The sequence below is a fragment of the Pseudomonas sp. FDAARGOS_380 genome (assembly GCF_002591235.1).
GTDB classification, from domain to species: domain Bacteria; phylum Pseudomonadota; class Gammaproteobacteria; order Pseudomonadales; family Pseudomonadaceae; genus Aquipseudomonas; species Aquipseudomonas salmasensis.
In genome coordinates, this window is record NZ_CP023969.1 from 3432547 (window position 1) to 3453622 (window position 21076).

Sequence of the window (21076 nt, forward strand, 5' to 3'; positions counted from 1 at the left end):
AGTTTACTTGCTCCGGATTTTGTTGCAATCTAGAAACTACACTGTGCAGTGTAATACTTGAGCGGACCGCAGGAGTCACTTCGTCATGGCCACTATTTCAACCCGTCTCGACCCTGCGCCCTCGGCGCCCAAACCTGCCGAGCAGGGCCTGGGGCACTTCAGCAACGACGCCCCGGTGCAGCACGGTGGCTTGGGCAAGACCCTGCGTATTTTCTGGAACATGCTGTTCAACAAACCGCGCACCACTCGGCCGGTGGGGCAGATTCCGGTACAGCCACTGACTCGCGAGCAGTTATTGGCCGCCCCTGATCACAGCGTGTATCGCCTGGGCCATTCAACGGTGTTGCTGAAAATGCGCGGTAAATTCTGGGTCACCGACCCGGTGTTTGCCGAGCGCGCCTCGCCCTTCAGTTGGGCCGGCCCCAAGCGTTTTCATCAGCCGCCGATCAGCCTTGAAGAGCTGCCAGCGCTGGAAGCGGTGATCCTTTCCCACAATCATTACGATCATCTCGACCGCAAAGCAGTGGTCCAATTGGCCGAAAAGACCCGCTACTTCCTGGCGCCCCTAGGCGTGGGTGACACGCTGGTCAAATGGGGCGTAGACGCCAGCAAAGTGCGCCAACTGGAGTGGTGGCAGGGCACCGAAGTCGATGGCGTTCGTTTTGTCTGCACACCGGCCCAGCACTTTTCCGGGCGCGGCCTGTTTGATGGCAACCAGACCCTGTGGTGCTCCTGGGTGATGATCGACGACACGCGACGTATCTTTTTCAGTGGCGACACCGGCTATTTCGACGGTTTCAAACGCATCGGCGAGCAATACGGGCCGTTTGACCTGACCCTGATGGAAACCGGCGCTTACAATGTCGATTGGCCCCATGTGCACATGCAGCCGGAGCAGACACTGCAGGCGCATATCGATCTGAAAGGGCGCTGGCTGTTGCCGATTCACAATGGCACCTTCGACTTGGCCTTCCACGCCTGGCACGAACCGTTCGACCGCATCATGGCCCTGGCCTGGGAGCGCAATGTCTCGATCACTACCCCGGCAATGGGCCAGGCATTTCGCTTGAACCAGCCCGAGCGTGGGCATGCCTGGTGGTTGGAAGTCGAGCCTCAATCGGTTAACGAACACGCAGCAGGCTGAGCCGAAAACCCGCTTGGAAAAGAGTTTTTCAGCGGATTTCAGCTCTGCGACAAACGCCAAATGAGAGTGCGATGATCCCGCGGGAATTTTATCTCCGGGAGGACGTTTCGATGGACAGCCACTGTAAGAAGCTTTGGAGAATGGGGTTGCCTTGTGCCCCAGCCCAGCCGCTGCCCGCGCCAATAAACGCCGCCGACGTGCCCGCTTCGCCACCCCATGCAGCACCCACTTCTATTGTCTTTGGCGCCGAACAGGCTGCGGGCGCCACGCTCGTCCCTGGGTATAACGCCCTGGCGCCCCATATACGGCCAGTACGTGACCCGGCGCTATCACTTGTCGCCATCAGCGGCGTGGACCCTACCGAACCGGTAATGGTCGAAGTACCGCTAGTATTGAATAACACCACCTTCACCGCCACGCGGGCGTTGACCGGGTATCGGATCGGCTATGCCGAGCGCTATGTACAGGGCAATCAGGTTGAGCCGGTTGAGCGCAGTGCGGCTTTGCAGCGGGTCTTCGACACCCTGCGTCACGCCGGGGTGCAATGGGTAGCGGTGGACATGCAGCGCAGTGGCGACAGCCAGCAGGCCTGTCGTGAAATCGATGAGCTGGTGGCAGGTCTTCGTCTGGATGCCCTGGTGTCGGAGGATCCCCAAGCCGCCTTTCATCATGCCTTAAAAAGCGGATACCCCTTTGTGTGTGAAACCCTGGAGGATGGCTCCCGAATCTGGTTTTACGGTGCGCGCTGGGCAGGTGATGGTTTGGCGGCACTGGTGCGCGCTTACCGCCAGCTTCGGCCATAGACGGTATAGATGCCTACACCGGGCTGGGAAGGGTAGGACGCGGTGGCAAGATTCGCCTGAAATAGTGGTGGGGGGCCGGCTCTTAGACTGGTGCGGTGTTATCGACCGATAGCGCTCACACTCAGTCAAACAGAGGGGCATTTGATGATCGGACCAGTTTCGGCAGGTGGATGGGCGACAGGCCTGCTTCAGGAGCTTTCAAACCCTGTGCAAGGTTTCAAGAGTGCCTGCCAGATGTCAGTGGAGATGGGCCAAGGCGGCGGCGTCACCTCAGAGTCACTGTTGAAGGACTCGCTCAAGCAAATTGCCAATATTGATCGCGGGCTACAGGGCGGCAATGCATTCTTGGAAACCAACCCGGATGCCCTCAGTGAGGCGAAGGCCCGCGATAAGGAGCGTGCCGATGGCCGTGTGCGCGGGCATTTACATGGCGTGCCGATAGCGCTGAAGGATGTCTTTGAAACCAACGACCGCATGCAGACCAGCGCAGGCTCAAAGGCTTTGGTGGGCGCGCCGGCCACTAAAAATGCCAAGGTCGTCGACAATTTGCTGAAAGCCGGAGTGGTGATTGTAGGCAAAACCAATATGAGTGAGCTGTCCAACTTTCGCTCACTATCACCTGCCGATGGCTGGAGTTCCAGAGGTGGCCAGACGTTGAACCCGCATCGACTTGGCGGGCCGGTGGCAGGCTCCAGTTCTGGCTCGGCAGTAGCTGTAGCGCAAGGGCATGTGCCGGTGGCGTTAGGGCTGGAAACCAACGGCTCGATCATCAGCCCAGCAGCCCACAACGGTGTGTTTGGCCTGAAAACCACGACGGGCCTGGTCAGCACCGAAGGCGTCATGACCAGCACACGGATGGATGCAGTGGGGACTTTCACCCGCAATATCTGCGATGCGGCAGAGGCGCTTAATGCAATGACCGAGACCACTGTCTACACCAAAGGCCTGCGTTCCGACGCCTTGAAGGGTAAGCGAATTGGCTATACCCCTTTACCTGAGCTGTCTGCTGAGGATGCCAAGGACCCAGCCAAGCGAGCAGACCGCAAGCACTATGAGCAGGCGCTGGAGGTATTGAAGGCCCAGGGTGCGATCCTAGTGCCAGTGGAGGCGCTGGAAGATAGCGTGTCAGATGAAGCTTTTGAAGAATATAACGAAGCGCTTTTCTCCGAGGTCAAGCAGCAACTGGACGACTATCTGGCCGGGCGGGAGGGCTTGCCGGTCAAATCACTTTCTGAGCTGATCGCTTTTATCAAACGCACGCACAAAGCGGGTGAGCCAGACCAGAAACTGTTGGAAATGATCAATGACCTGGAGACCACCCCGCAAAAACGCGAGGCGTTGTGGGAAGCGATCCTTCCTGTATTTCAGAAAACCGTTGATGATCCCATGAAGGAGCACAAGCTCGACGCCATGGTGTCGAACTTTCTGTCCCACAACTATTTTTACAGTGCTGCGGCCGGGTACCCCGGTATATCCGTTCCATCAGGCATGGATGATGAAGGCATGCCGACAGCACTTTATTTTTATGGCTCCGGCAATAGTGAAGCCACCTTGCTCTCTGTCGCCTATGGTTATGAACAAGCCTCGCAGGCCATCCGAGAACCGGCTTTTCTCCCAGGTATTCCTTTTACGCAAACACCAGCCAGTCCAGATAAAACAGTTGAGGCCACCAACGGCTGAAATTGAGTCAGCCTCTGCTGGTTGCCACTGTTGAACCCATCAATTGAGAAATGAGGCCTTGCACAGAAGGTTGCGCCGCCGGGGTATCAAACCGGCGCGCACTCATCCCCCACCCCGGTGCGAACCCCGGGAAAAACACCAGCCCTTCGGCCTCCAGGCGAAACGCCAGGACTAAACGGGTTTCATCGTCCACGTCGCCGTGGCCTTCCAATTGCTCAATTGCTTGCACCGCCACGCCAGCCTGGCGAGCCAGCTCTTCGCGGCTCCAGCCCAGCATGACGCGCGCCTGCGCGCAGTGTTTGGCGGTGAATTGATGCAGGACGATCTGTTGTTCTACGAAAGAACTCATTGCCAGAGAGGACATGGGGTTTTCTCCAGGTTCGACAGGGGAGGTGCAACTATACTGTGTTTTTGTACAGTTGTTTCTACCGCTCATCCACTGGCGATGCAACCCCTTATGATTCCAGCCCTGGCGCCTCACGAATAATCAGGTGGTCCAGGTTCTCGATCCTGGCGCTGAATACCCCGAACGTTTGCTCGGGGTTTTTCTTACTGGGCACCTGCATAAGCTGCGGTGTGACCCCATAGAAAAAGCAATACAGCGGCCGTTCACTGCTGGCCGCCGCCTTGATCTGCTCCAGGAATGCCGTGCGCTTGCGGTAGTTTTCGATGAGTTTTTTGCTCAGGTAGACGTTCACCGAATAAGGCTTTTTGTCGAGCCACACCTTCTTCTCGAAGTCGATGCGAAAGCTGCTGGTGTAGTCCTTGATAGCCTTGATCTTGCCCCAGTAAATCAACCCCAGGTTGTCTTGCAGGTATTCGATCTTCTTGAAGAATGCCCAGTAGGTCGCCGTGTGTTCACCGATCTTCAAGGGCATGGCCTTGAGCTTGTCCTTGTCATCGATGTTGGACACGTAGCACTCCACCGGGTGTGCGAACACGCTGGTTTTGTCCGGGGTTGTGTCATTACTGCCAGAGGATGTCGTAGCGCGGTCTGCAGGCGCTTTCGTCGGTGCCTGTAGGGCGCTTGCATCGGTGCTGACTACCGGTGTTTTAGGCGCGTACAGTCGCCGCGTCAGCACAAACTCCGATGGGAAATTTTCCTCACGCTCGTCATCACTTTCACCCGTCGCCGATTTATGGCTGCCGGCATAGCGGCAGCCATCGATATGCCGAGTGCCGGGTTTGTTCTTGAAGTGCGGCGTGCGCTGGTAGTTGACGTTCTTGGCGTTGAAAGTGCTCAACGCATTGGCGCTATCGAAGGCCGCGCGGCAGGCGTCGTTGGGGCACAGGAAGCTATCCTTGTCGGAATCGAAGCCGGTGGTTTCGTCGAAATTCAGATCTCGCACGTCATAGATCGACAGCTTGTCGTCGAGACTCAGGCTGTAGGCCGTGTCGAATTTCATGGGCTCGGGTCCGTCAGAGGTTTGGCTATTAATAGCCGTATCTTGGGTAAATATCAGCAAGAACCTGCCACGCGTCGCCCGCTCAAGAAACACAGGGTGCCGCCTATGGCAGTAAGTGCGGCCAGGGCAAAGAACATGCTGGTGGGTGCCGCGTTGATCAGCAGGTAGCCACAAATCACCGGACTCATGGCCCCGCCAAACGCGGCCAGGTTCTGGGCACCGTAGTAACTGCCCCGTAGTGCATCCGGCGCAATGGTGTCGATAAACAGAAATTCCGAGGGGTAGATGATCATCTCGCCCAAGGTGAACACGAACATCGCCAGGCACCAGCTCAGCAGACTGTTCGCCTGGCTGAAGCCGACCAACCCGGCAATAAACAATAAGGTACCCAGCACGATCCAATGGCGCAGTTGCTCGCGCTTGAGGAATCGACCGATTTGGTACTGCATCAAAATCACGGTGATCGCGTTACAGGCCAGCACCGCCGACAGAATTTTCAGTGCCTGGTCGGGTGTGTAGGCCACCAGCAAAAACTGCGACAGATACAGGGTGTAGCGCCCATGCACGATAGTGCTCAACAGGCTGCCGCTGGTGAACAGGATCAACGTGCGGTCGTTGCGCAAGGTGCGCAGGGTGCTGAGAAAACTCTGGGGTTTATGACTGTCGTCCCGTTGAGTCGGCGCAATACCGATCATCAGGAACAGGCTGCCAAAGGCAATGGCACTGGCAATCAGGAACGGCGCCCACGGCAGTTGGCCGGCAATCAATACGCCCAACATCGGGCCGGTCGCATAGCCCACATTGGTCAGGGTGTAGCGCAGTGAAAACACTTTGGCGCGCTCACCCACCGGCAGGTTCTCGCTGATGATCGCCTTGGAGCCGATCAGGAACAACGCCGACGCGGCTTCAGTGATGACCAGGGTCAGGGTGGTGAGGTAGAGGTTGCTGGCAAAGGTCAGCAACAAAAAACCGATGGAGCTGGAGAGCATGGCCAGGATCAACAGCTTGCGCTTTTCCAGGCGGTCGATGATGTAACCGCCGTACAACCCCAGGAGCGTGGCGATGAACACGGCAATCCCCATCAGCAGGCCGATGTCCTGCTGGTTGAGGCCCAGGCGTGTGCTCAGCCAGAGGGCCAGCAACGGGCTGGTCATGGCGCGGCTGACCACGATGGTCACCGAGCAGATCATCAGGCGACGGATTACCAGGGAGTAGGTGGCCACGGTGGGGGCGAGCGTCCTTGTTATTTCTGGATGAAGATGGAGATCCATGTGGGAGCGGGCTTGCTCGCGAAGGCGGTGTGTCAGTCACCAAGTGTGCTGACTGATCCAGCGCATTCGCGAGCAAGCCCGCTCCCACTTTTAGATCAAATTATTGGCCGGCATTGATGCTGATCTTCTCGACCGCACCCTGCTCCAGATCCCACTTCTTCAGGATCTTGCCGTACGTCCCATCATCAATCATGCCCTGCAACGCTTCACTGATCGCCGTGACCAACTCGGTATTGCTCTTCTCAATCCCAAGCCCGGTGAACTGCTTGGAAATCGCCAGGCCCACCGGCTTGTACTTACCCTTGTCCAACGACATCAAATAAGGAATGGTCTCGCTGCCCTGCATCGCCGCATCCAGGCGGTTTTGCTGCAACTGCGCCCGGGCATCCGCCGAACCTTCGGTGCCGATCACCACGATTGCCGGCTTACCCGCCGCTTCGCAGTTTGCCTTGCTCCACGCGGTAATTTCCGACGGCCAAGTGGTGCGGCGGCTGGTGCCGACTTTTTTACCGCACAGGTCGGTCAATTCCTTGATCTCTTCACGCTTGGCCAGGGTGTACAGCTGTGGGCCGCTGGTGAAGTAGTCGATGAAGGTCACGGCTTTCTGGCGCTCGGCGGTGTCGCTCATGCCCGACAGCACGATATCGACGCGCTTGGTGGTCAGGCCGCTGAGCATCTGCTCGAAGCCGGTTTCCTGCCATTTGATCTTCACGCCCAGGCGTTCGGCGAGGGCGTTGCCCAGGTCGAAGTCAAAACCAGTGAGCTTGTTGGTGGCCGGGTCCTTGAAGTCCATCGGCGGGTAGTTCGGCACGATGGCCGCGCTGATTTCACCCTTATCCTTGATGGCTTGCGGCAAGGCTGCGAGTACACACGAGGAGGCCAACAGGCCTGCAAGCAAGGTAGGGATAAACATCTTTTTCATGGGGGCGTTCTCGTTAGTTTTTTAGTTAAGTGCGAACGGCAGAAATAAAGCTTTGGGTACGCGGGTTTTGTGGGCTTATTAGAATGTCTTCGGGGCTGCCGGCTTCCACAATCTGGCCGGCGTCCATAAACACCATGCGGTTGGACACTTCGCGAGCGAAGCCCAATTCATGGGTAACCACGATCATGGTCATGCCGGTGGTGGCCAAATCGCGCATCACCGACAGCACTTCGCCTACCAGCTCCGGGTCGAGGGCTGACGTGGGTTCGTCAAACAGCATCAACTTGGGGCGCATCGCCAAGGCCCGGGCGATTGCCACACGTTGTTGCTGGCCGCCGGACAACTCCACCGGGTAGGCATTGCGCTTGTCCGCCAGGCCAACGCGGGCCAGCAGTTCCAGCGCATCTTCGATGGCTTCCTTGGGCGAGCGCTGGAGCACCTGGCATGGGCCTTCGATGATGTTTTGCAACACGGTCATGTGCGGGAACAAATTGAACCGCTGGAACACCATGCCGGTGGCCAGGCGCTGGCGGGCGATCTGCGCTTCGTTCATCTCGTGCAGCTTGTTGCCGACCACTCGATAACCGACCAGTTCGCCATCGACCCACAGGCCGCCCTTGTCGATTTTTTCCAGCTGGTTGACGCAACGCAGCAGGGTACTTTTGCCCGAGCCGGACGGGCCGATGATGCACATCACCTCGCCTTGCTCGACCTCGATATTGATGTCACGCAGGGCGTGATACTGGTCGTAATACTTGTTCAGGTTGACAGCCTTGACGATGCTTCTCATGGGGCAAATCTCCTCAACCCAGACTTACGAACGCTTGCCAGCGCCGCGGGCAAAACGACGCTCGAGGCGGCTTTGACCAAATGAAAGAACAGTCACCACCGCCAGGTACCAGATGCCCGCCACAATCAGCAGCTCCATCACCCGGGCGTTGGCGTAGTAGATGTTTTGCGCGTTGTGCAGCAGCTCCGAGTACTGGATCACACTGGCCAGGCTGGTCATTTTCACCATGCTGATGAACTCGTTGCCGACCGGCGGGATGATCACCCGCATGGCCTGCGGCAGAATGATCCTGCGCAGCGCCTGCAGGCTCGGCATGCCGATGGACTTGGCCGCCTCGTATTGGCCTGTGTCCACCGACAGCAAGCCAGCCCGCACCACCTCGGCGGTGTAGGCGCCCTGGTTGATGCTCAAGCCGAGCAGGGCGGCCACGAAGGGTGTCATCAGGTCGACGGTGTCGATGCTGAACAGGCCCGGAATCGCGATCACCGGGAAGATCAGCGCCAGGTTGAACCACAGCAGCAACTGCAAAATCAGCGGCGTGCCGCGAAACAGCCAGGTGTAGGTGATGGCCACGTAACGCAGGATGGGGTTGGCCGACATGCGCATGATCGCCGTGATCACCCCGATCACCACGCCCAGCGCCATCGCCAGGATAGACATGACGATGGTGTTCACCAGGCCCCAGAGGATCGCCTCAGACGTGAGGAACTGGCCAATGTAGGACCATTCGATCTGGCCATTGGCAAACGCGCGCAACAGCGCCGCCAACACAATCACGATCAGGGTGGCAAAAAACATCCGCCCGTAATAGCGCCGCGGCACATGCTCGTACTGCGTGATATCGAACTGGTTCTCGGACAACTTGCGCTCGGCTTCCAAGCGCTCTGCCGGGGTTTGGTTCATGCTGCTACTCCAAAATTATTCTTGATGCATGATCGTTCCCACGCTCCGCGTGGGAACGCCGCCTCGGACGCTCCGCGTCCCGTCGTTGGCGCGTAACGTGACGACGCGGAGCGTCACGGGATGCATTCCCACGCAGAGCGTGGGAACGATCGTCACCGGCTTAAATTCGAAATCCTTGATAACTTTCAGCCCACTCCTGCTGAGCCGCCAACGCCACCGTCAACCGCCCAATCTGCTCCTTCACCCGCTCCGGCGCCGTACCACCCCAGCCACTGCGCGCCGCAATCGCCGCCTCCAGGGTCAGGCAATCGCGCACGTCCGGGGTGAGCCGCCCATCCACCTCGGCCAACATCGCCGGTGAGGCTTGCCACAACTCAATCTCATGCTGTTCACAGGCCTGCACCAGCGCGCCGGTTATTTCATGGGCCTCCTTGAACGGCACACCACGGGTGGCCAACCAATCCGCCACCTCCGTCGCCAAGGTAAAACCCATCGGTGCCTGGCGCCGCAACTCCTCTACCTGCACCTTCATGGTCGCCACCATCCCGGCCATCGCCGGCAACACCAGCAGCAAGGTGTCCACGCTGTCCAACACGCTGTGCTTGTCTTCACTCAAATCGCGGTTGTACGACAGCGGCAACGACTTGAGCGTCGACATCAATCCGGTCAGGTTGCCAATCAAACGCCCGGCCTTGCCCCGCGCCAGTTCGGCAATGTCCGGGTTCTTTTTCTGCGGCATGATCGAACTGCCGGTGGCGTAGGCATCGTCCAACACCACCCAGCGAAACTGGCGCGACGACCACAGGCAAAACTCCTCCGACAGTCGCGAAATATTCACCCCGAGCATGCCCGCCACAAACAGGAACTCCGCCACATGGTCACGGCTGGCGACAGCGTCGATGGAGTTTTCGCAGGGCCCGGTGTAGCCCATTTCCTTGGCTGAGTGTTCTGGCTGACGCGCTATCGCGGAACCTGCCATGGCTGCCGCGCCTAATGGCGACAGCGCCGTGCGCGCATCCCAATCCACCAGGCGCTGCACATCGCGCAGCATCGACTGTGCGTGAGCCAACAAGTGATGGGCGAACACAATGGGTTGCGCCTGCTGCAAATGGGTAAAGCCCGGGCAAATGCTCTGCACATGTTGCTCGGCCTGTTCAACCAACGCCTGCTGCAAGCCCAACACCTCGGTGGCGATGGTGCGCGCATGGTCACGCAGGAACAGGCGCAGATCATTGGCCGTCTGGTCATTGCGCGAGCGTCCGGCACGCAACTTGCCGCCCAGGGCACCGAGGCGCTCGGTCAATACGCGTTCGATAAAGGTGTGCACGTCCTCATCATCCAGGGTGGGATGCAGCTGGCCAGCGGCGAAATCTTCACCGATACGGTCCAGGGCTTCGAGGGTGCGCAGGGTCTCCGACTCATCCAGCAAACCGGCGCGCTGCAACTCACGGGCATGGGCGCGGGAGCCGGCCAGGTCGTAGGGCGTCAGGCGAAAATAACGCTCAGGGCAGCGCGACAACGCGGCCAACGCCGCAGACGGACCGGTCTTGAAACGAGCGCCCCAAAGGCGGTCGGTGGGCTGGGACATGGGTATTCCTCACGCTTGTTTTTAGAAGAGTCGGAGGCAGTTTCAACAGAAGTTTATCGGTGTAGAACCGGCATCTGACGCGCCGTATTCAAGGTTGCCAAGGGCGGATGTTTATGTTCATTATCGCCGCCTGGCTATGTTCAAGGATTGGGTTCAAGCCTGTTGAATATGGCACTCGAGGTCAACGCGCATTATGGAAACCCCACTTTCCACTTCTGGAAACCTGCCGCCAAAACCCGGCACCCGAGCACCGCTGCAACTGAGCGGGTTGGACTTCAAATTGCTGCGGGTATTTATGGCCGTGGTCGAAGCCGGCGGCTTCAGTGCTGCGCAAAACGAGTTGAACGTGGGCCTGGCCGCCATCAGCAAACAGATCTCCGACCTTGAGATTCGCATCGGCATGCGCCTGTGCACACGGGGCCGCGAAGGGTTCGGGCTGACTGAAGAAGGCAAGTTGGTGTACCAGGCATCCATCGAGTTATTTACTTCGGTGGACAGTTTTCGCGACAAGCTTAGTTCGGCACAGAATGAACTCATCGGCGACCTGAGTGTGGGCGTTATTGATAACACCGTCTCCGACATTAACTCCCCGCTGATTACCGCCCTGGCCAACTTACATCGCCAATCGCCAAAAATAAGATTGCGCCTACACGCCTCGCAATTGGACGAAGTTGAACGCGGCGTCGTGGAAGGGCGCCTGGTCGCCGGCATCGTCCCGGTGTACCAACGCCGTGAAGAATTCGATTACTTCCCGCTCTACGAAGAAAAGGCCCACGCCTACTGCGCCGTAGGGCATCCACTGTTCACCGCCAGCGACATCACCCCCGATGCCCTTCGCCAATATGAAGTGGTGAACCATCGGTATGCGATCCATCGCGACAAGGCCAACTTCGTCAACCACGACAGCCAGTCCGCCTCGGCCTCACAAGTGGAAGCCGTCGCCATCCTGATCCTCACCGGCCGCTTCCTGGGCTTTCTGCCAGAACACTACGCCACGCCACTGGTAAGGGAAGGACGCCTGCGCGCACTGTGCTCGGAGCAGGTACAGCTGAGCACCGCGTTCAACCTGATCCTGCGCCACAACGCCCCGAGAAGCCCGATGGTAAAAGCTTTCGCCACAGCACTGGGTGTAGACCTGAAGACGCCGGCCTAAGCCTCAACAAAGCTCAAATGTGGGAGCTGTCGAGCCCCAGCGAGGCTGCGATGGGATCGCCTCGGTTCACCCGCCAACCCCGCCCACCCGCATCACCGCTGCACTCGAGCCCGCTTTTTCTTCTTCGCATGAAAATGCCGAAAATGCGCATCCTGCGCCGCCGCCAGCAATTCCCGATCCCCACGCGTATCGCCCCAGGCCCTGAGCCGATACTCCCCCAGGTCCCCATACACCGCCTCAAGGCGCAGCACCTTGTTCTCACAACGGCAATTATTCCCGGTGAGCTTGCCGGTCAGCACCCCATCCACCACCTCAAGCTCAGTGCCGATCAAACGAATGCCAAGCCGGTCGGCAAACGGCTGCAACACCAACGCCGGCGACGCCGAACACAGCGTCACCACCGCCCCGGACTTCACCTCATCCGCCACCGACTGCAACCCACTCGGACGCATCAACTTGCTCCAGCGCGCCTGGCAATATTCCTGCGCTTGCTGCTCAACCCAAGCCTTCTCCACCCCGGTCATGAAGGTGCGAATCAACTGCGCCTTCAACTCATCCCGGCTGATCTGCCGCACCAAAAACCGCAGCCCCGGCACCGCCAGCTTGACCATCCGGCCATAAAACTCACCGGTGCCAAAGGCGAACTTGAGGAAGGGCACGAAACTGTCGTGGTGGGTGAGGGTGCCGTCGAAGTCAAAGACGGAAAGTACTTTGGCGTCTGCGGGGCCGGCTTCGAGCATGTCTGGGTTCACGGGTGGTCCTTATCAGGTAGGGCGGTTTCATAGCGTTGTGACTGGCGCTTGCCTGTCGGGGTTCAGGTTGACGGTTCAGCGGGTCAGCCTCTGCGCTCTTCTGTGTGCGTGCGACGGTCCATGCGTTTATGGCGATACGAGTTTACTACCCCTGCGCCAGGAGTGGGGCTTCTGAGGTTCCGGCATGCTCACTCGAAAGCGAGTGCAGGTAGTTCTTACAAGTGTTTTGGCTGACTGATCGGAGTGTGGGTTAAATTTCCTACATACCGCTCGTACCACTTAAAGCGAACTTTCCGATATTTCCTATTTGCAATTTTTCGTATGGTAAATGCCAAAAACAACAAGGCGTTAATCCCATGGCAAACCACGGCTACATGACCATCAACGGCAAATCCCAAGGTCTCATTTCTGCAAATTTTTCAACTCAGGACTACGATCAGATAAAGAGAGGGCTTACAAAAGAATGGGGATGTTTTTATTAGGTGTTGAGTTGTATATCGATATGAGACAGGGAAGCAGGTGTATAAGGTGGTGGTAGATTGATTGTACTTTATGCTTTTGTATTTGTGATTTTTGGCGTGGCCGGAGCGTATGCTCTAAGGGCTAGGCTTTCGGGTGAAGGTCTTAATACCCTAAAGTTATTTTTGTGTGTGATATTTAACGGCTTTTTTGTGGTGTCATATATTGAAGTGATTAAGTATGGCGAGTTTCCTTTTTTTGGGGTTAGAAGTGATTTTATTATTCAATATCCAATCATCGAGTGGATTGCCTTTTTCGGCATATTGGCTCACGGATTTGCACTTCCGGTGAAATGGAAGGTCAGGCGCTGGTTTTGAAAGAAAAAAGAGAAAGAGCGCAGGCTTGTCGGAGGCAGAGAGTAGTCAGCCCTTAGGGGCGGCTTCTAGCATGTCCGGGTTCGCAAGTTGGCCTCGGTCCTACTAATAGTGTTAAGCGTGCATCAATTGCGACAGCAGGAGGTTACTCCCGTGCCAATCTTCCGATTTTGGCGTAAAGCCCTTCGCTAAAAGCCTCCCGATCACTCGACCGGTGACAACGCTGATGGCAATTGGGGCACAAGGCTACAGCATTGGTGATGCGATCCGACCCCTTCTGGGCGAGGTGCTTGACGTGATGGACTTCAAGAAACGGAAAACCGTCGACCTCAAACGGCGCATTCGAACCGCAGCCTTCGCAGATGCCGTTGGCTTCCTTGAGCACCCAGGCGCGTACCTTTGGATCGCGAACGAAGGCAGTGCTGACACTGGCTACTTTCTGCGGTTGGGCGATGCCATCCGGTAGTTTCGGGAAGGTTTGCTGCTGCAGCTTGGAAGCGCGGCGAATAAGCGTTTGTTCATCGGCGGTTTGGGCCGCGTCCTCGGATTCGAACACGGCCTGTGCGGCGAGGGCTTGGCGGATACGTTGTTCTACGCCGGTGCCCACGTTCTTGGCAGGCTTGTAACCATCGATGCGGTCCCAGCCCATACGGACCAATACGGTGGAAATATTCTGCATGCGAAATTCGATGGAGCCTTTCGCACGGCCCGCCACCGGGCCTTCGCGCGGAAGGCGGTTTTCGAGGGCTTTATTGAAAGACTGGCCGGCCTTTTCCCAAGCCAACATTTTCAGATAAGCCTCAACCGCCGCTTCCAGCTCCGCGTCGCTCCAGTCCGTTTTGTCTTTCGTAATATCCATACAGCCGCCGAGGGTGGAAAACCCTCGGACGATACTGAGTGGTCGTTGTCGAGTCTACGAAATTTCCTACGGATTGGTGGGAGTTGGCGGACGTGCTCTTCAGCAAGTTCGCTGCTTGATTCGGAATGGTTGGATGAGCTTTCGCCACCACGGCGTTTTTGCTCGCTGTCTCCGTGACGTTCGATTTACCAACAGGTATGGCATGTCCCGTAGGCGTATCCAGCCCTCATCCTGCCAATGCAGCAGGTTTAACGACATCTCTGGCCAGTCCAGCATGCTCAAAGATGGTCGCTCCATGCTTCCAGGTTGGCGTTGGTCGCGTAAGGTCGGAACAACTTCATGAGTCAGCCAGCTTCGTAAAAGACGGTTTCCCGGCACATAGTGATAGACCAGCAATGCATAGGCACCGGATTCGCTGATCATCAGCATTTCTTCCGGTTGGCCGTGGAACAGCAATTTTACGATTCTTTTTTGATCTTTATCGAGCTTGCGAGTCGTTCGCTCGTCCAGATGCCATCCCATCAAGCGCCCAAGCTCGCGGGCGCAAAACCAGGGTTGGTTTTCCAAAAGAAGAGTATGTAAATGAAGGCTGTGGCGTGTGAACACTACCGCGATAAATGCTTCATGTACGGCGTTGCTGGCCGGAAAGATGGATACGTGTTGATTTGACATTCCCTATGACCTCTACGTGATTTGCTCAAGGGCGAGAACCCAGCGTAGAGAGTGCGGTTTAAGAAACGCCAACCGGCTAAGCCACATAACGACATCTAATTCGCATGACTGACGTCGAGCGAGGTTTAGCTGTGTGATTAAGGCTTGCTTCTACGTTGGGCGTTTCTTAGGCACCGGCGGATGAGCCTAGGTGGCACAGGAGTTTGAATCAACCGCTCTATGGATGATGATCCTGTAGGAAGCATCCTGTTCATTCCTGTGAGCATAAAAAAGCCCTGAACAAGTCAGGGCTCTTTAGTGTTACTTGATTTGGAAATCAATCCCAGCTCAACGCCCCACCCGTCTGATACTCAATCACCCGAGTCTCAAAGAAATTCTTCTCTTTCTTCAAGTCCATGATCTCGCTCATCCAAGGGAACGGATTCGTCGTCCCCGGATACTCTTCCTTCAACCCAATCTGCGTCAAACGACGGTTAGCGATGAACTTCAGATAGTCTTCCATCATCGCCGCATTCATCCCCAACACCCCACGAGGCATGGTGTCGCGAGCGTATTCAATCTCCAGCTGCGTACCCTGCAGGATCATCTGGGTCGCTTCTTCTTTCATCTCGGCATCCCACAGGTGTGGGTTTTCGATTTTGATCTGGTTGATCACGTCGATACCGAAGTTCAGGTGCATCGACTCATCGCGCAGGATGTACTGGAACTGCTCGGCCACGCCGGTCATTTTGTTGCGGCGGCCCATGGACAGGATCTGGGTGAAGCCGCAGTAGAAGAAGATGCCTTCCAGCACGCAGTAGTAAGCGACCAGGTTGCGCAGCAGTTCTTTGTCGGTGTCGACGGTGCCGGTTTCGAACTTTGGATCGGAGATCGAACGGGTGTACTTCAGGCCCCAGGCGGCCTTTTTGGCGACCGATGGAATCTCGTGGTACATGTTGAAGATCTCGCCTTCATCCATGGCCAGCGATTCGATGCAGTACTGGTAGGCGTGGGTGTGGATCGCTTCTTCGAAGGCCTGACGCAGGATGTACTGGCGGCACTCCGGGTTGGTGATCAGGCGGTACACGGCCAGTACCAGGTTGTTGGCCACCAGGGAGTCGGCGGTGGAGAAGAAGCCCAGGTTGCGCATGACGATACGGCGCTCGTCGTCGGTCAGGCCTTCGGGGTTTTTCCACAGGGCGATGTCGGCGGTCATGTTGACCTCTTGCGGCATCCAGTGGTTGGCGCAGCCGTCGAGGTACTTCTGCCAGGCCCAGTCGTACTTGAACGGCACGAGTTGGTTGAGGTCGGCGCGGCAGTTGATCATGCGTTTTTCGTCAACGGCGACGCGGGCAGAGGCGCCTTCCAGCTCGGCGAGGCCTTCGGCGACGTCGAGTTTGTCCAGGGCAGCCTTGGCGCGCACGATGGCGGCGGAGTCGTTGGCGGTGACGGCGCGGGCTTCCACGGCGGCAGCAGCGCCGGCACCGTCGAGGCGGTCCATGTTGGCTTCGGTGGCGTGGCCGGCGTTGGCGCCTTTAGCGGCTACTTCGCCTTCTTCTTCTTTGTCGAATTCGTCCCAGCTCAGCATGACGTGTCGTCTCCTGCGTGAGGGCTCAAAGGTGCCCGTGTGAAACCGGATGGTTGGGTGTTCACACGGCCCTTGGGCCGCGGTGGATCTTAAGGAATCGTTTGTTGCAACAGCTCGCGCAGGCAAATAAACGGAATCAGGTTACGGGTGCTGCATGAGGCTTGAGGGGCGCAGCGATGCGTGCTTGCTGCAGCGCAGGCTCAAGGTCTGGCTCTTTATCCCTGTGTAAAGGGATATTGCAGGCCCGATTTACCCGCGCATTATAGGGAAAAAATTGGGTTTGTGTTGCGGCGGATGGTCACTTGGGAGCGCCAAAATGACGTGGTTTTCGGCCAAAGCGAGTGTTTGCAAGGCTTTGCTGGGGGTGGGGGTTTTTGACGGGCGGGGATGTTTTTTTTGGGGCAGGGGAAGCGGGCGTAAAAAGAGTGGTCGTGGCTGAAATCGCCATCGCAGGCAAGCCAGCTCCCACAATTGATGTGGGGTGTATTCAAAGCGGGTTCTTGGCCGCAAGAACGATTTCTTGCGGCAATTAAGAATCCAACTTCAGAAGTTGTTAGCCGTTAGAACAACCATTGCCCATCACTTGATAGTTAAGAATATGCCGCTGGCCTTGCGAATCTTCATATTCCATTTTTACCGGTACAACTTCGCAGACTTCTGGAATGCTGCTCATGGACAAGACTTTGGCCACATCCAAGTGCGTGCTGTAGGTGTAGTCCTCAACGATCGGAGCGTTCTGGCCGGCCAGTTCAGTCGGGGCTTCGTCAGCCAGGGCGGCAGTGGCGCACAGGCTGCTCAGGGCCATCACTAATAACGCTTTCATTGCTTCATTACCTTCTTCAGGGCGAAAGGGGGCACGGGGCCCTTGTGAGGCCGCGTGTGTCACTTAAAAGTTGGGAAGTTCGGATTAACGTTGCCTTCGTGGGGGCTGTTGCGTTGTTAATCAGAGTGCCTTGTTGGCGGAGTTGATTTTAGGCGCCTCGGTTATATTCATATACCCGTGGTTTTGATAAACACTTTTGGCGGTTTTTGTAACAATCCCTCAATCAAGATTTTTTCAGAAACCTGCCAGGCGCCGCAGCACGCGGGCCAGAGGGGTAAAACGGCATAGCAGGGCAATTTGTAGGGTCTTGTTACTACCATCGTCGAATGGTTCTATAGGCCCACCCCGGCTACAACAGGGGCCATACAACAACAACTATGTCACCGAGGTAAGAAAGATGAGTGCGGCTTCCCTGTACCCCGTTCGCCCCGAAGTAGCAGCCAACACGCTGACCGACGAGGCGACCTACAAGGCCATGTACCAGCAGTCGGTGGTCAACCCCGACGGCTTCTGGCGTGAGCAAGCCAAGCGCCTTGACTGGGTCAAGCCTTTCACCGCGGTCAAGCAGACCTCTTTCGACGACCACCATGTCGACATCAAATGGTTCGCCGATGGCACCCTGAACGTTTCCTACAATTGCCTGGACCGTCACCTCGCCGAGCGTGGTGACCAGATCGCGATCATCTGGGAGGGCGATGACCCTGCCGAGAGCCGCAACATCACCTACCGCGAGCTGCACGAAGAAGTCTGCAAGTTCGCCAACGCCCTGCGCGGCCAGGACGTGCATCGCGGCGACGTGGTGACTATCTATATGCCGATGATCCCCGAAGCCGTGGTCGCCATGCTGGCCTGTACCCGCATTGGCGCGATTCATTCGGTGGTGTTTGGCGGTTTCTCTCCGGAAGCCTTGGCTGGTCGCATCATCGACTGTAAGTCGAAAGTGGTGATTACCGCTGACGAAGGCATCCGTGCCGGTAAGAAGATTCCGCTGAAAGCTAACGTCGACGACGCACTGACCAACCCGGAAACCAGCAGCATCCAGAAGGTGATCGTGTGCAAGCGCACCAATGGCGCGATCAAGTGGAACCAGCATCGCGACATCTGGTACGAAGACCTGATGAAAGTAGCGGGCACCGTCTGCGCGCCAAAAGAGATGGGTGCCGAAGAAGCGCTGTTCATCCTCTATACCTCCGGTTCCACCGGCAAGCCTAAGGGTGTGCAGCACACCACCGGTGGCTACTTGCTCTATGCGGCCCTGACCCACGAGCGCGTATTCGACTACCGCCCGGGCGAAATCTACTGGTGCACCGCTGACGTTGGCTGGGTCACCGGCCACACCTACATCGTCTACGGCCCGCTGGCCAATGGCGCGACCACGCTGCTGTTCGAAGGCGTGCCGAACTACCCGGACATCACCCGCGTGGCGAAGATCGTCGACAAGCACAAGGTCAACATCCTCTACACCGCACCGACCGCGATCCGCGCCATGATGGCCTCCGGCACCGCAGCCTGCGAAGGCGCCGACGGCAGCAGCCTGCGCCTGCTCGGTTCGGTGGGCGAGCCGATCAACCCGGAAGCCTGGGACTGGTACTACAAGAACGTCGGCCAATCCCGTTGCCCGATCGTCGACACCTGGTGGCAGACCGAAACCGGCGCCACGCTGATGAGCCCGCTGCCGGGCGCCCATGCGCTGAAGCCGGGTTCGGCGGCGCGGCCGTTCTTCGGTGTGGTACCGGCGCTGGTGGACAACCTGGGCAACATCATCGAAGGCGCCGCCGAGGGCAACCTGGTGATTCTGGATTCCTGGCCAGGCCAGGCGCGTACCCTGTACGGCGACCATGACCGTTTTGTCGACACCTACTTCAAGACCTTCCGCGGCATGTACTTCACCGGTGACGGCGCACGTCGCGATGAGGACGGTTACTGGTGGATCACTGGCCGTGTGGATGACGTGTTGAACGTGTCCGGCCACCGCATGGGCACCGCCGAGATCGAAAGCGCCATGGTTGCCCACCCCAAAGTCGCCGAGGCGGCAGTGGTGGGCGTGCCCCATGACATCAAGGGGCAGGGCATCTATGTGTACGTCACCCTGAAAAATGGCGAAGAGCCCAATGAAGCGTTGCGCCTGGAATTGAAGAACTGGGTGCGCAAGGAAATCGGGCCGATTGCCTCGCCGGATGTAATCCAGTGGGCACCGGGGCTGCCGAAAACGCGCTCGGGGAAAATCATGCGGCGCATTTTGCGCAAGATCGCCACGGCTGAATACGATGGGTTGGGGGATATCTCTACTCTGGCAGATCCAAGCGTGGTGGCGCATTTGATTGAAACGCACAAGACCATGAACGTCGCGTAAGCGGGGTAGGTGGGACAGAGCCCCATTCGGTGCAAGCCGGGTGGGGCTTTTTTGTAGGCGTTCGAGCCGAGGCCAATTCCCTGTGGGAGCGGGCTTGCTCGCGAAAGCGGTGGGTCAGTTGGCTCATATTTAGCTGACCCACCGCTTTCGCGAGCAAGCCCGCTCCCACATTTGGGGTGCTTTCCATAGCAGGCAGTGGTGGCGGTCTGACACACCTGTATATCCACCAAACCAATAAATATCGGTTTTCATCGTAGGACGTTTCTGAATGTTACCGCCTCGCTCAAATGTGTAACCGCCCGCACAAACCTGAGGCAATGGACCACGCCCACGCCCCGAAAAACCGCGTTCTAGACACCCCAAAAAATAAGATTAAACGCCAGACTTGCCGTGCTAGAAGGGTTTGCGAATAATAGGCCCGCAATTTGCAGCATCATCAGGTTTAATATCTTTTGTCTCTGCATAAAATTCAGAGGCTGTCAATGAGTTGGAACCGCTTTCTCAGTGCTTCTGTAAATTGTTGTCGCATTGAGGAAATATCGGCTTCCGGCCTGTCGTTAGAATGCCGATCACTCGCTCGTCGTCGCAGGTGTCGCCCGCGCAGGACGCAGCACCGCTATTCGGTTACACCTTCGCCGCATCGTGGGCCATGGCTCATACTGCTGTTTTTGCCCTATACCGATGGAGTCCCAAGATGAAGAAACTCGTGCTGTTGGGCGCCCTGGCGCTGTCCGTGCTGTCCATGCAGGCTTTCGCCGAAGGCAAGCCGCTGAAAATTGGTATCGAAGCGGCTTACCCTCCGTTTGCCTCGAAGGCGCCGGATGGCAGCATCGTCGGTTTTGACTACGACATCGGCAACGCCCTGTGCAAGCAGATGGACGTCAAGTGCACCTGGGTCGAGCAGGAATTCGATGGCCTGATCCCGGCACTCAAAGTGCGCAAGATCGACGCGATCCTGTCGTCCATGTCCATCACGGAAGACCGCAAGAAATCCGTGGACTTCACTAACCGCTATTACCTGTCCCCAGCGCGCCTGGTGATGAAGGAAGGCACTACCGTCAGCGACAGCCTGGATGAACTCAAAGGCAAGAAGATCGGTGTGCAGCGCGGTTCGATCCACGATCGTTTCGCCAAGGAAGTCCTGGCTCCTAAAGGTGCGGAAATCAAGGGTTACAGCACCCAGAACGAAATCTACCTGGACGTGGCTGCCGGTCGTCTCGACGGTACCGTGGCTGACGCCACCCTGCTGCAAGACGGTTTCCTGAAAACCGACGCCGGCAAAGGCTACGCGTTCGTAGGCCCATCGTTCACCGAAGCCAAATACTTCGGCGACGGTATCGGCATCGCAGTGCGCAAAGGCGACAAGGAAAACCTGGAGCGCATCAACGCGGCCATCGCTGCCATCCGTGCCAACGGCGAATACAAGAAAATCCAGGACAAGTACTTCGACTTCGATATTTACGGCGCTGACGCCAAGTAATTCATCGCAGCTGTCTGTCCGAAATGGCGCAAGCAACAGTCATCCTGAAGTTTGCGCCATTTTTTCATCCCCCTTTT

At 57.4% G+C, this 21076-nt stretch carries 19 protein-coding genes and 1 pseudogene; 8 read left to right on the forward strand and 12 right to left on the reverse strand.

Annotation, left to right across the window (positions count from 1 at the left end; genetic code table 11):
* Positions 1 to 85: 85 nt before the first annotated feature.
* The 3 genes from CRN80_RS16120 (at position 86) to CRN80_RS16130 (ending at position 3627) form a co-directional block, all read left to right on the forward strand.
* On the forward strand, positions 86 to 1144 hold the full coding sequence (locus tag CRN80_RS16120) for an MBL fold metallo-hydrolase (protein WP_098950563.1): 1059 nt from the start codon (positions 86 to 88) through the stop codon (positions 1142 to 1144).
* A 140-nt stretch (positions 1145 to 1284) separates the two neighbouring features.
* The gene (locus CRN80_RS31240; RefSeq protein ID WP_256588481.1) at positions 1285 to 1947 is read left to right on the forward strand and encodes a hypothetical protein; all 663 of its coding nucleotides are present in this window, start codon (positions 1285 to 1287) and stop codon (positions 1945 to 1947) included.
* A 234-nt stretch (positions 1948 to 2181) separates the two neighbouring features.
* Complete coding sequence (locus CRN80_RS16130) at positions 2182 to 3627, forward strand: amidase family protein (RefSeq protein ID WP_098952626.1); 1446 nt, start codon at positions 2182 to 2184, stop codon at positions 3625 to 3627.
* A 7-nt stretch (positions 3628 to 3634) separates the two neighbouring features.
* Here CRN80_RS16130 and CRN80_RS16135 read toward each other — a convergent pair whose 3' ends face one another.
* From CRN80_RS16135 to argH, 7 genes are all read right to left on the reverse strand, one after another.
* Positions 3635 to 3991, reverse strand: coding sequence for a helix-turn-helix transcriptional regulator (locus tag CRN80_RS16135; RefSeq protein ID WP_032895618.1), 357 nt, complete (start codon positions 3989 to 3991; stop codon positions 3635 to 3637).
* A 91-nt stretch (positions 3992 to 4082) separates the two neighbouring features.
* Positions 4083 to 5033 (reverse strand): hypothetical protein, encoded by a 951-nt coding sequence (locus CRN80_RS16140; protein WP_098950565.1) that lies wholly within the window; start codon positions 5031 to 5033, stop codon positions 4083 to 4085.
* Between the two features lie 53 nt (positions 5034 to 5086).
* Complete coding sequence (locus CRN80_RS16145) at positions 5087 to 6256, reverse strand: MFS transporter (protein WP_032895621.1); 1170 nt, start codon at positions 6254 to 6256, stop codon at positions 5087 to 5089.
* A gap of 148 nt (positions 6257 to 6404) precedes the next feature.
* Entirely contained in the window at positions 6405 to 7226 is an 822-nt protein-coding gene (locus CRN80_RS16150) for an ABC transporter substrate-binding protein (RefSeq protein ID WP_098950566.1), read from the reverse strand.
* A 25-nt stretch (positions 7227 to 7251) separates the two neighbouring features.
* Positions 7252 to 8016: an amino acid ABC transporter ATP-binding protein gene (locus CRN80_RS16155; protein WP_098950567.1), complete on the reverse strand. Its 765-nt coding sequence runs from the start codon at positions 8014 to 8016 to the stop codon at positions 7252 to 7254.
* Positions 8017 to 8040: 24 nt separating this feature from the next.
* Entirely contained in the window at positions 8041 to 8919 is an 879-nt protein-coding gene (locus CRN80_RS16160) for an amino acid ABC transporter permease (protein WP_016979819.1), read from the reverse strand.
* 160 nt (positions 8920 to 9079) lie between these two features.
* On the reverse strand, positions 9080 to 10507 hold the full coding sequence (gene argH, locus CRN80_RS16165) for an argininosuccinate lyase (protein ID WP_032895624.1): 1428 nt from the start codon (positions 10505 to 10507) through the stop codon (positions 9080 to 9082).
* 193 nt (positions 10508 to 10700) lie between these two features.
* On the opposite strand from argH, the gene CRN80_RS16170 reads away from it, so the two are divergent.
* Positions 10701 to 11660 carry a LysR family transcriptional regulator gene (locus CRN80_RS16170; protein WP_098950568.1) on the forward strand — a complete coding sequence of 320 codons (960 nt, stop codon included), beginning with the start codon at positions 10701 to 10703 and terminating at the stop codon, positions 11658 to 11660.
* A gap of 92 nt (positions 11661 to 11752) precedes the next feature.
* On the opposite strand, the gene CRN80_RS16175 is transcribed toward CRN80_RS16170, so the two are convergent.
* On the reverse strand, positions 11753 to 12400 hold the full coding sequence (locus CRN80_RS16175) for an HAD-IB family hydrolase (protein WP_032900840.1): 648 nt from the start codon (positions 12398 to 12400) through the stop codon (positions 11753 to 11755).
* Between the two features lie 368 nt (positions 12401 to 12768).
* Between CRN80_RS16175 and CRN80_RS31715 the strand changes: the two are divergent.
* Positions 12769 to 12843, forward strand: a pseudogene (locus CRN80_RS31715) (type VI secretion system tube protein Hcp); the annotation flags it as partial.
* A gap of 108 nt (positions 12844 to 12951) precedes the next feature.
* Entirely contained in the window at positions 12952 to 13248 is a 297-nt protein-coding gene (locus tag CRN80_RS16180) for a hypothetical protein (protein ID WP_098950569.1), read from the forward strand.
* A 142-nt stretch (positions 13249 to 13390) separates the two neighbouring features.
* Here the strand turns inward: CRN80_RS16180 and CRN80_RS16185 are convergent, their stop codons facing one another.
* From CRN80_RS16185 to CRN80_RS16200, 4 genes are all read right to left on the reverse strand, one after another.
* A complete protein-coding gene (locus CRN80_RS16185; RefSeq protein WP_098950570.1) occupies positions 13391 to 14104 on the reverse strand; it encodes an HNH endonuclease in 714 nt (237 codons plus the stop codon).
* A gap of 99 nt (positions 14105 to 14203) precedes the next feature.
* Positions 14204 to 14776, reverse strand: a complete 573-nt coding sequence (locus tag CRN80_RS16190; RefSeq protein WP_098950571.1) for a Bro-N domain-containing protein — start codon at positions 14774 to 14776, stop codon at positions 14204 to 14206.
* A gap of 316 nt (positions 14777 to 15092) precedes the next feature.
* Positions 15093 to 16343, reverse strand: coding sequence for a ribonucleotide-diphosphate reductase subunit beta (locus tag CRN80_RS16195; protein ID WP_032895630.1), 1251 nt, complete (start codon positions 16341 to 16343; stop codon positions 15093 to 15095).
* A gap of 553 nt (positions 16344 to 16896) precedes the next feature.
* On the reverse strand, positions 16897 to 17166 hold the full coding sequence (locus tag CRN80_RS16200; RefSeq protein ID WP_014719601.1) for a DUF2790 domain-containing protein: 270 nt from the start codon (positions 17164 to 17166) through the stop codon (positions 16897 to 16899).
* A 397-nt stretch (positions 17167 to 17563) separates the two neighbouring features.
* Here CRN80_RS16200 and acs point away from each other — a divergent pair, with 397 nt between their 5' ends.
* A complete protein-coding gene (acs, locus tag CRN80_RS16205) occupies positions 17564 to 19519 on the forward strand; it encodes an acetate--CoA ligase (protein ID WP_005790645.1) in 1956 nt (651 codons plus the stop codon).
* Between the two features lie 694 nt (positions 19520 to 20213).
* Positions 20214 to 20999: an ABC transporter substrate-binding protein gene (locus CRN80_RS16210; RefSeq protein WP_032895631.1), complete on the forward strand. Its 786-nt coding sequence runs from the start codon at positions 20214 to 20216 to the stop codon at positions 20997 to 20999.
* Positions 21000 to 21076: the final 77 nt, after the last annotated feature.

Bases quoted from the DNA above. Each gene is read 5' to 3' on its own strand.
- CRN80_RS16120 (WP_098950563.1), top strand. From the start codon at position 86: ATGGCCACTATTTCAACCCGTCTCGACCCTGCGCCCTCGGCGCCCAAA.
- CRN80_RS31240 (WP_256588481.1), top strand. From the start codon at position 1,285: ATGGGGTTGCCTTGTGCCCCAGCCCAGCCGCTGCCCGCGCCAATAAAC.
- CRN80_RS16130 (WP_098952626.1), top strand. From the start codon at position 2,182: ATGTCAGTGGAGATGGGCCAAGGCGGCGGCGTCACCTCAGAGTCACTG.
- CRN80_RS16135 (WP_032895618.1), bottom strand. From the start codon at position 3,991: ATGTCCTCTCTGGCAATGAGTTCTTTCGTAGAACAACAGATCGTCCTG.
- CRN80_RS16140 (WP_098950565.1), bottom strand. From the start codon at position 5,033: ATGAAATTCGACACGGCCTACAGCCTGAGTCTCGACGACAAGCTGTCG.
- CRN80_RS16150 (WP_098950566.1), bottom strand. From the start codon at position 7,226: ATGAAAAAGATGTTTATCCCTACCTTGCTTGCAGGCCTGTTGGCCTCC.
- CRN80_RS16155 (WP_098950567.1), bottom strand. From the start codon at position 8,016: ATGAGAAGCATCGTCAAGGCTGTCAACCTGAACAAGTATTACGACCAG.
- CRN80_RS16160 (WP_016979819.1), bottom strand. From the start codon at position 8,919: ATGAACCAAACCCCGGCAGAGCGCTTGGAAGCCGAGCGCAAGTTGTCC.
- argH (WP_032895624.1), bottom strand. From the start codon at position 10,507: ATGTCCCAGCCCACCGACCGCCTTTGGGGCGCTCGTTTCAAGACCGGT.
- CRN80_RS16170 (WP_098950568.1), top strand. From the start codon at position 10,701: ATGGAAACCCCACTTTCCACTTCTGGAAACCTGCCGCCAAAACCCGGC.
- CRN80_RS16175 (WP_032900840.1), bottom strand. From the start codon at position 12,400: ATGCTCGAAGCCGGCCCCGCAGACGCCAAAGTACTTTCCGTCTTTGAC.
- CRN80_RS16185 (WP_098950570.1), bottom strand. From the start codon at position 14,104: ATGGATATTACGAAAGACAAAACGGACTGGAGCGACGCGGAGCTGGAA.
- CRN80_RS16190 (WP_098950571.1), bottom strand. From the start codon at position 14,776: ATGTCAAATCAACACGTATCCATCTTTCCGGCCAGCAACGCCGTACAT.
- CRN80_RS16195 (WP_032895630.1), bottom strand. From the start codon at position 16,343: ATGCTGAGCTGGGACGAATTCGACAAAGAAGAAGAAGGCGAAGTAGCC.
- CRN80_RS16200 (WP_014719601.1), bottom strand. From the start codon at position 17,166: ATGAAAGCGTTATTAGTGATGGCCCTGAGCAGCCTGTGCGCCACTGCC.
- acs (WP_005790645.1), top strand. From the start codon at position 17,564: ATGAGTGCGGCTTCCCTGTACCCCGTTCGCCCCGAAGTAGCAGCCAAC.
- CRN80_RS16210 (WP_032895631.1), top strand. From the start codon at position 20,214: ATGAAGAAACTCGTGCTGTTGGGCGCCCTGGCGCTGTCCGTGCTGTCC.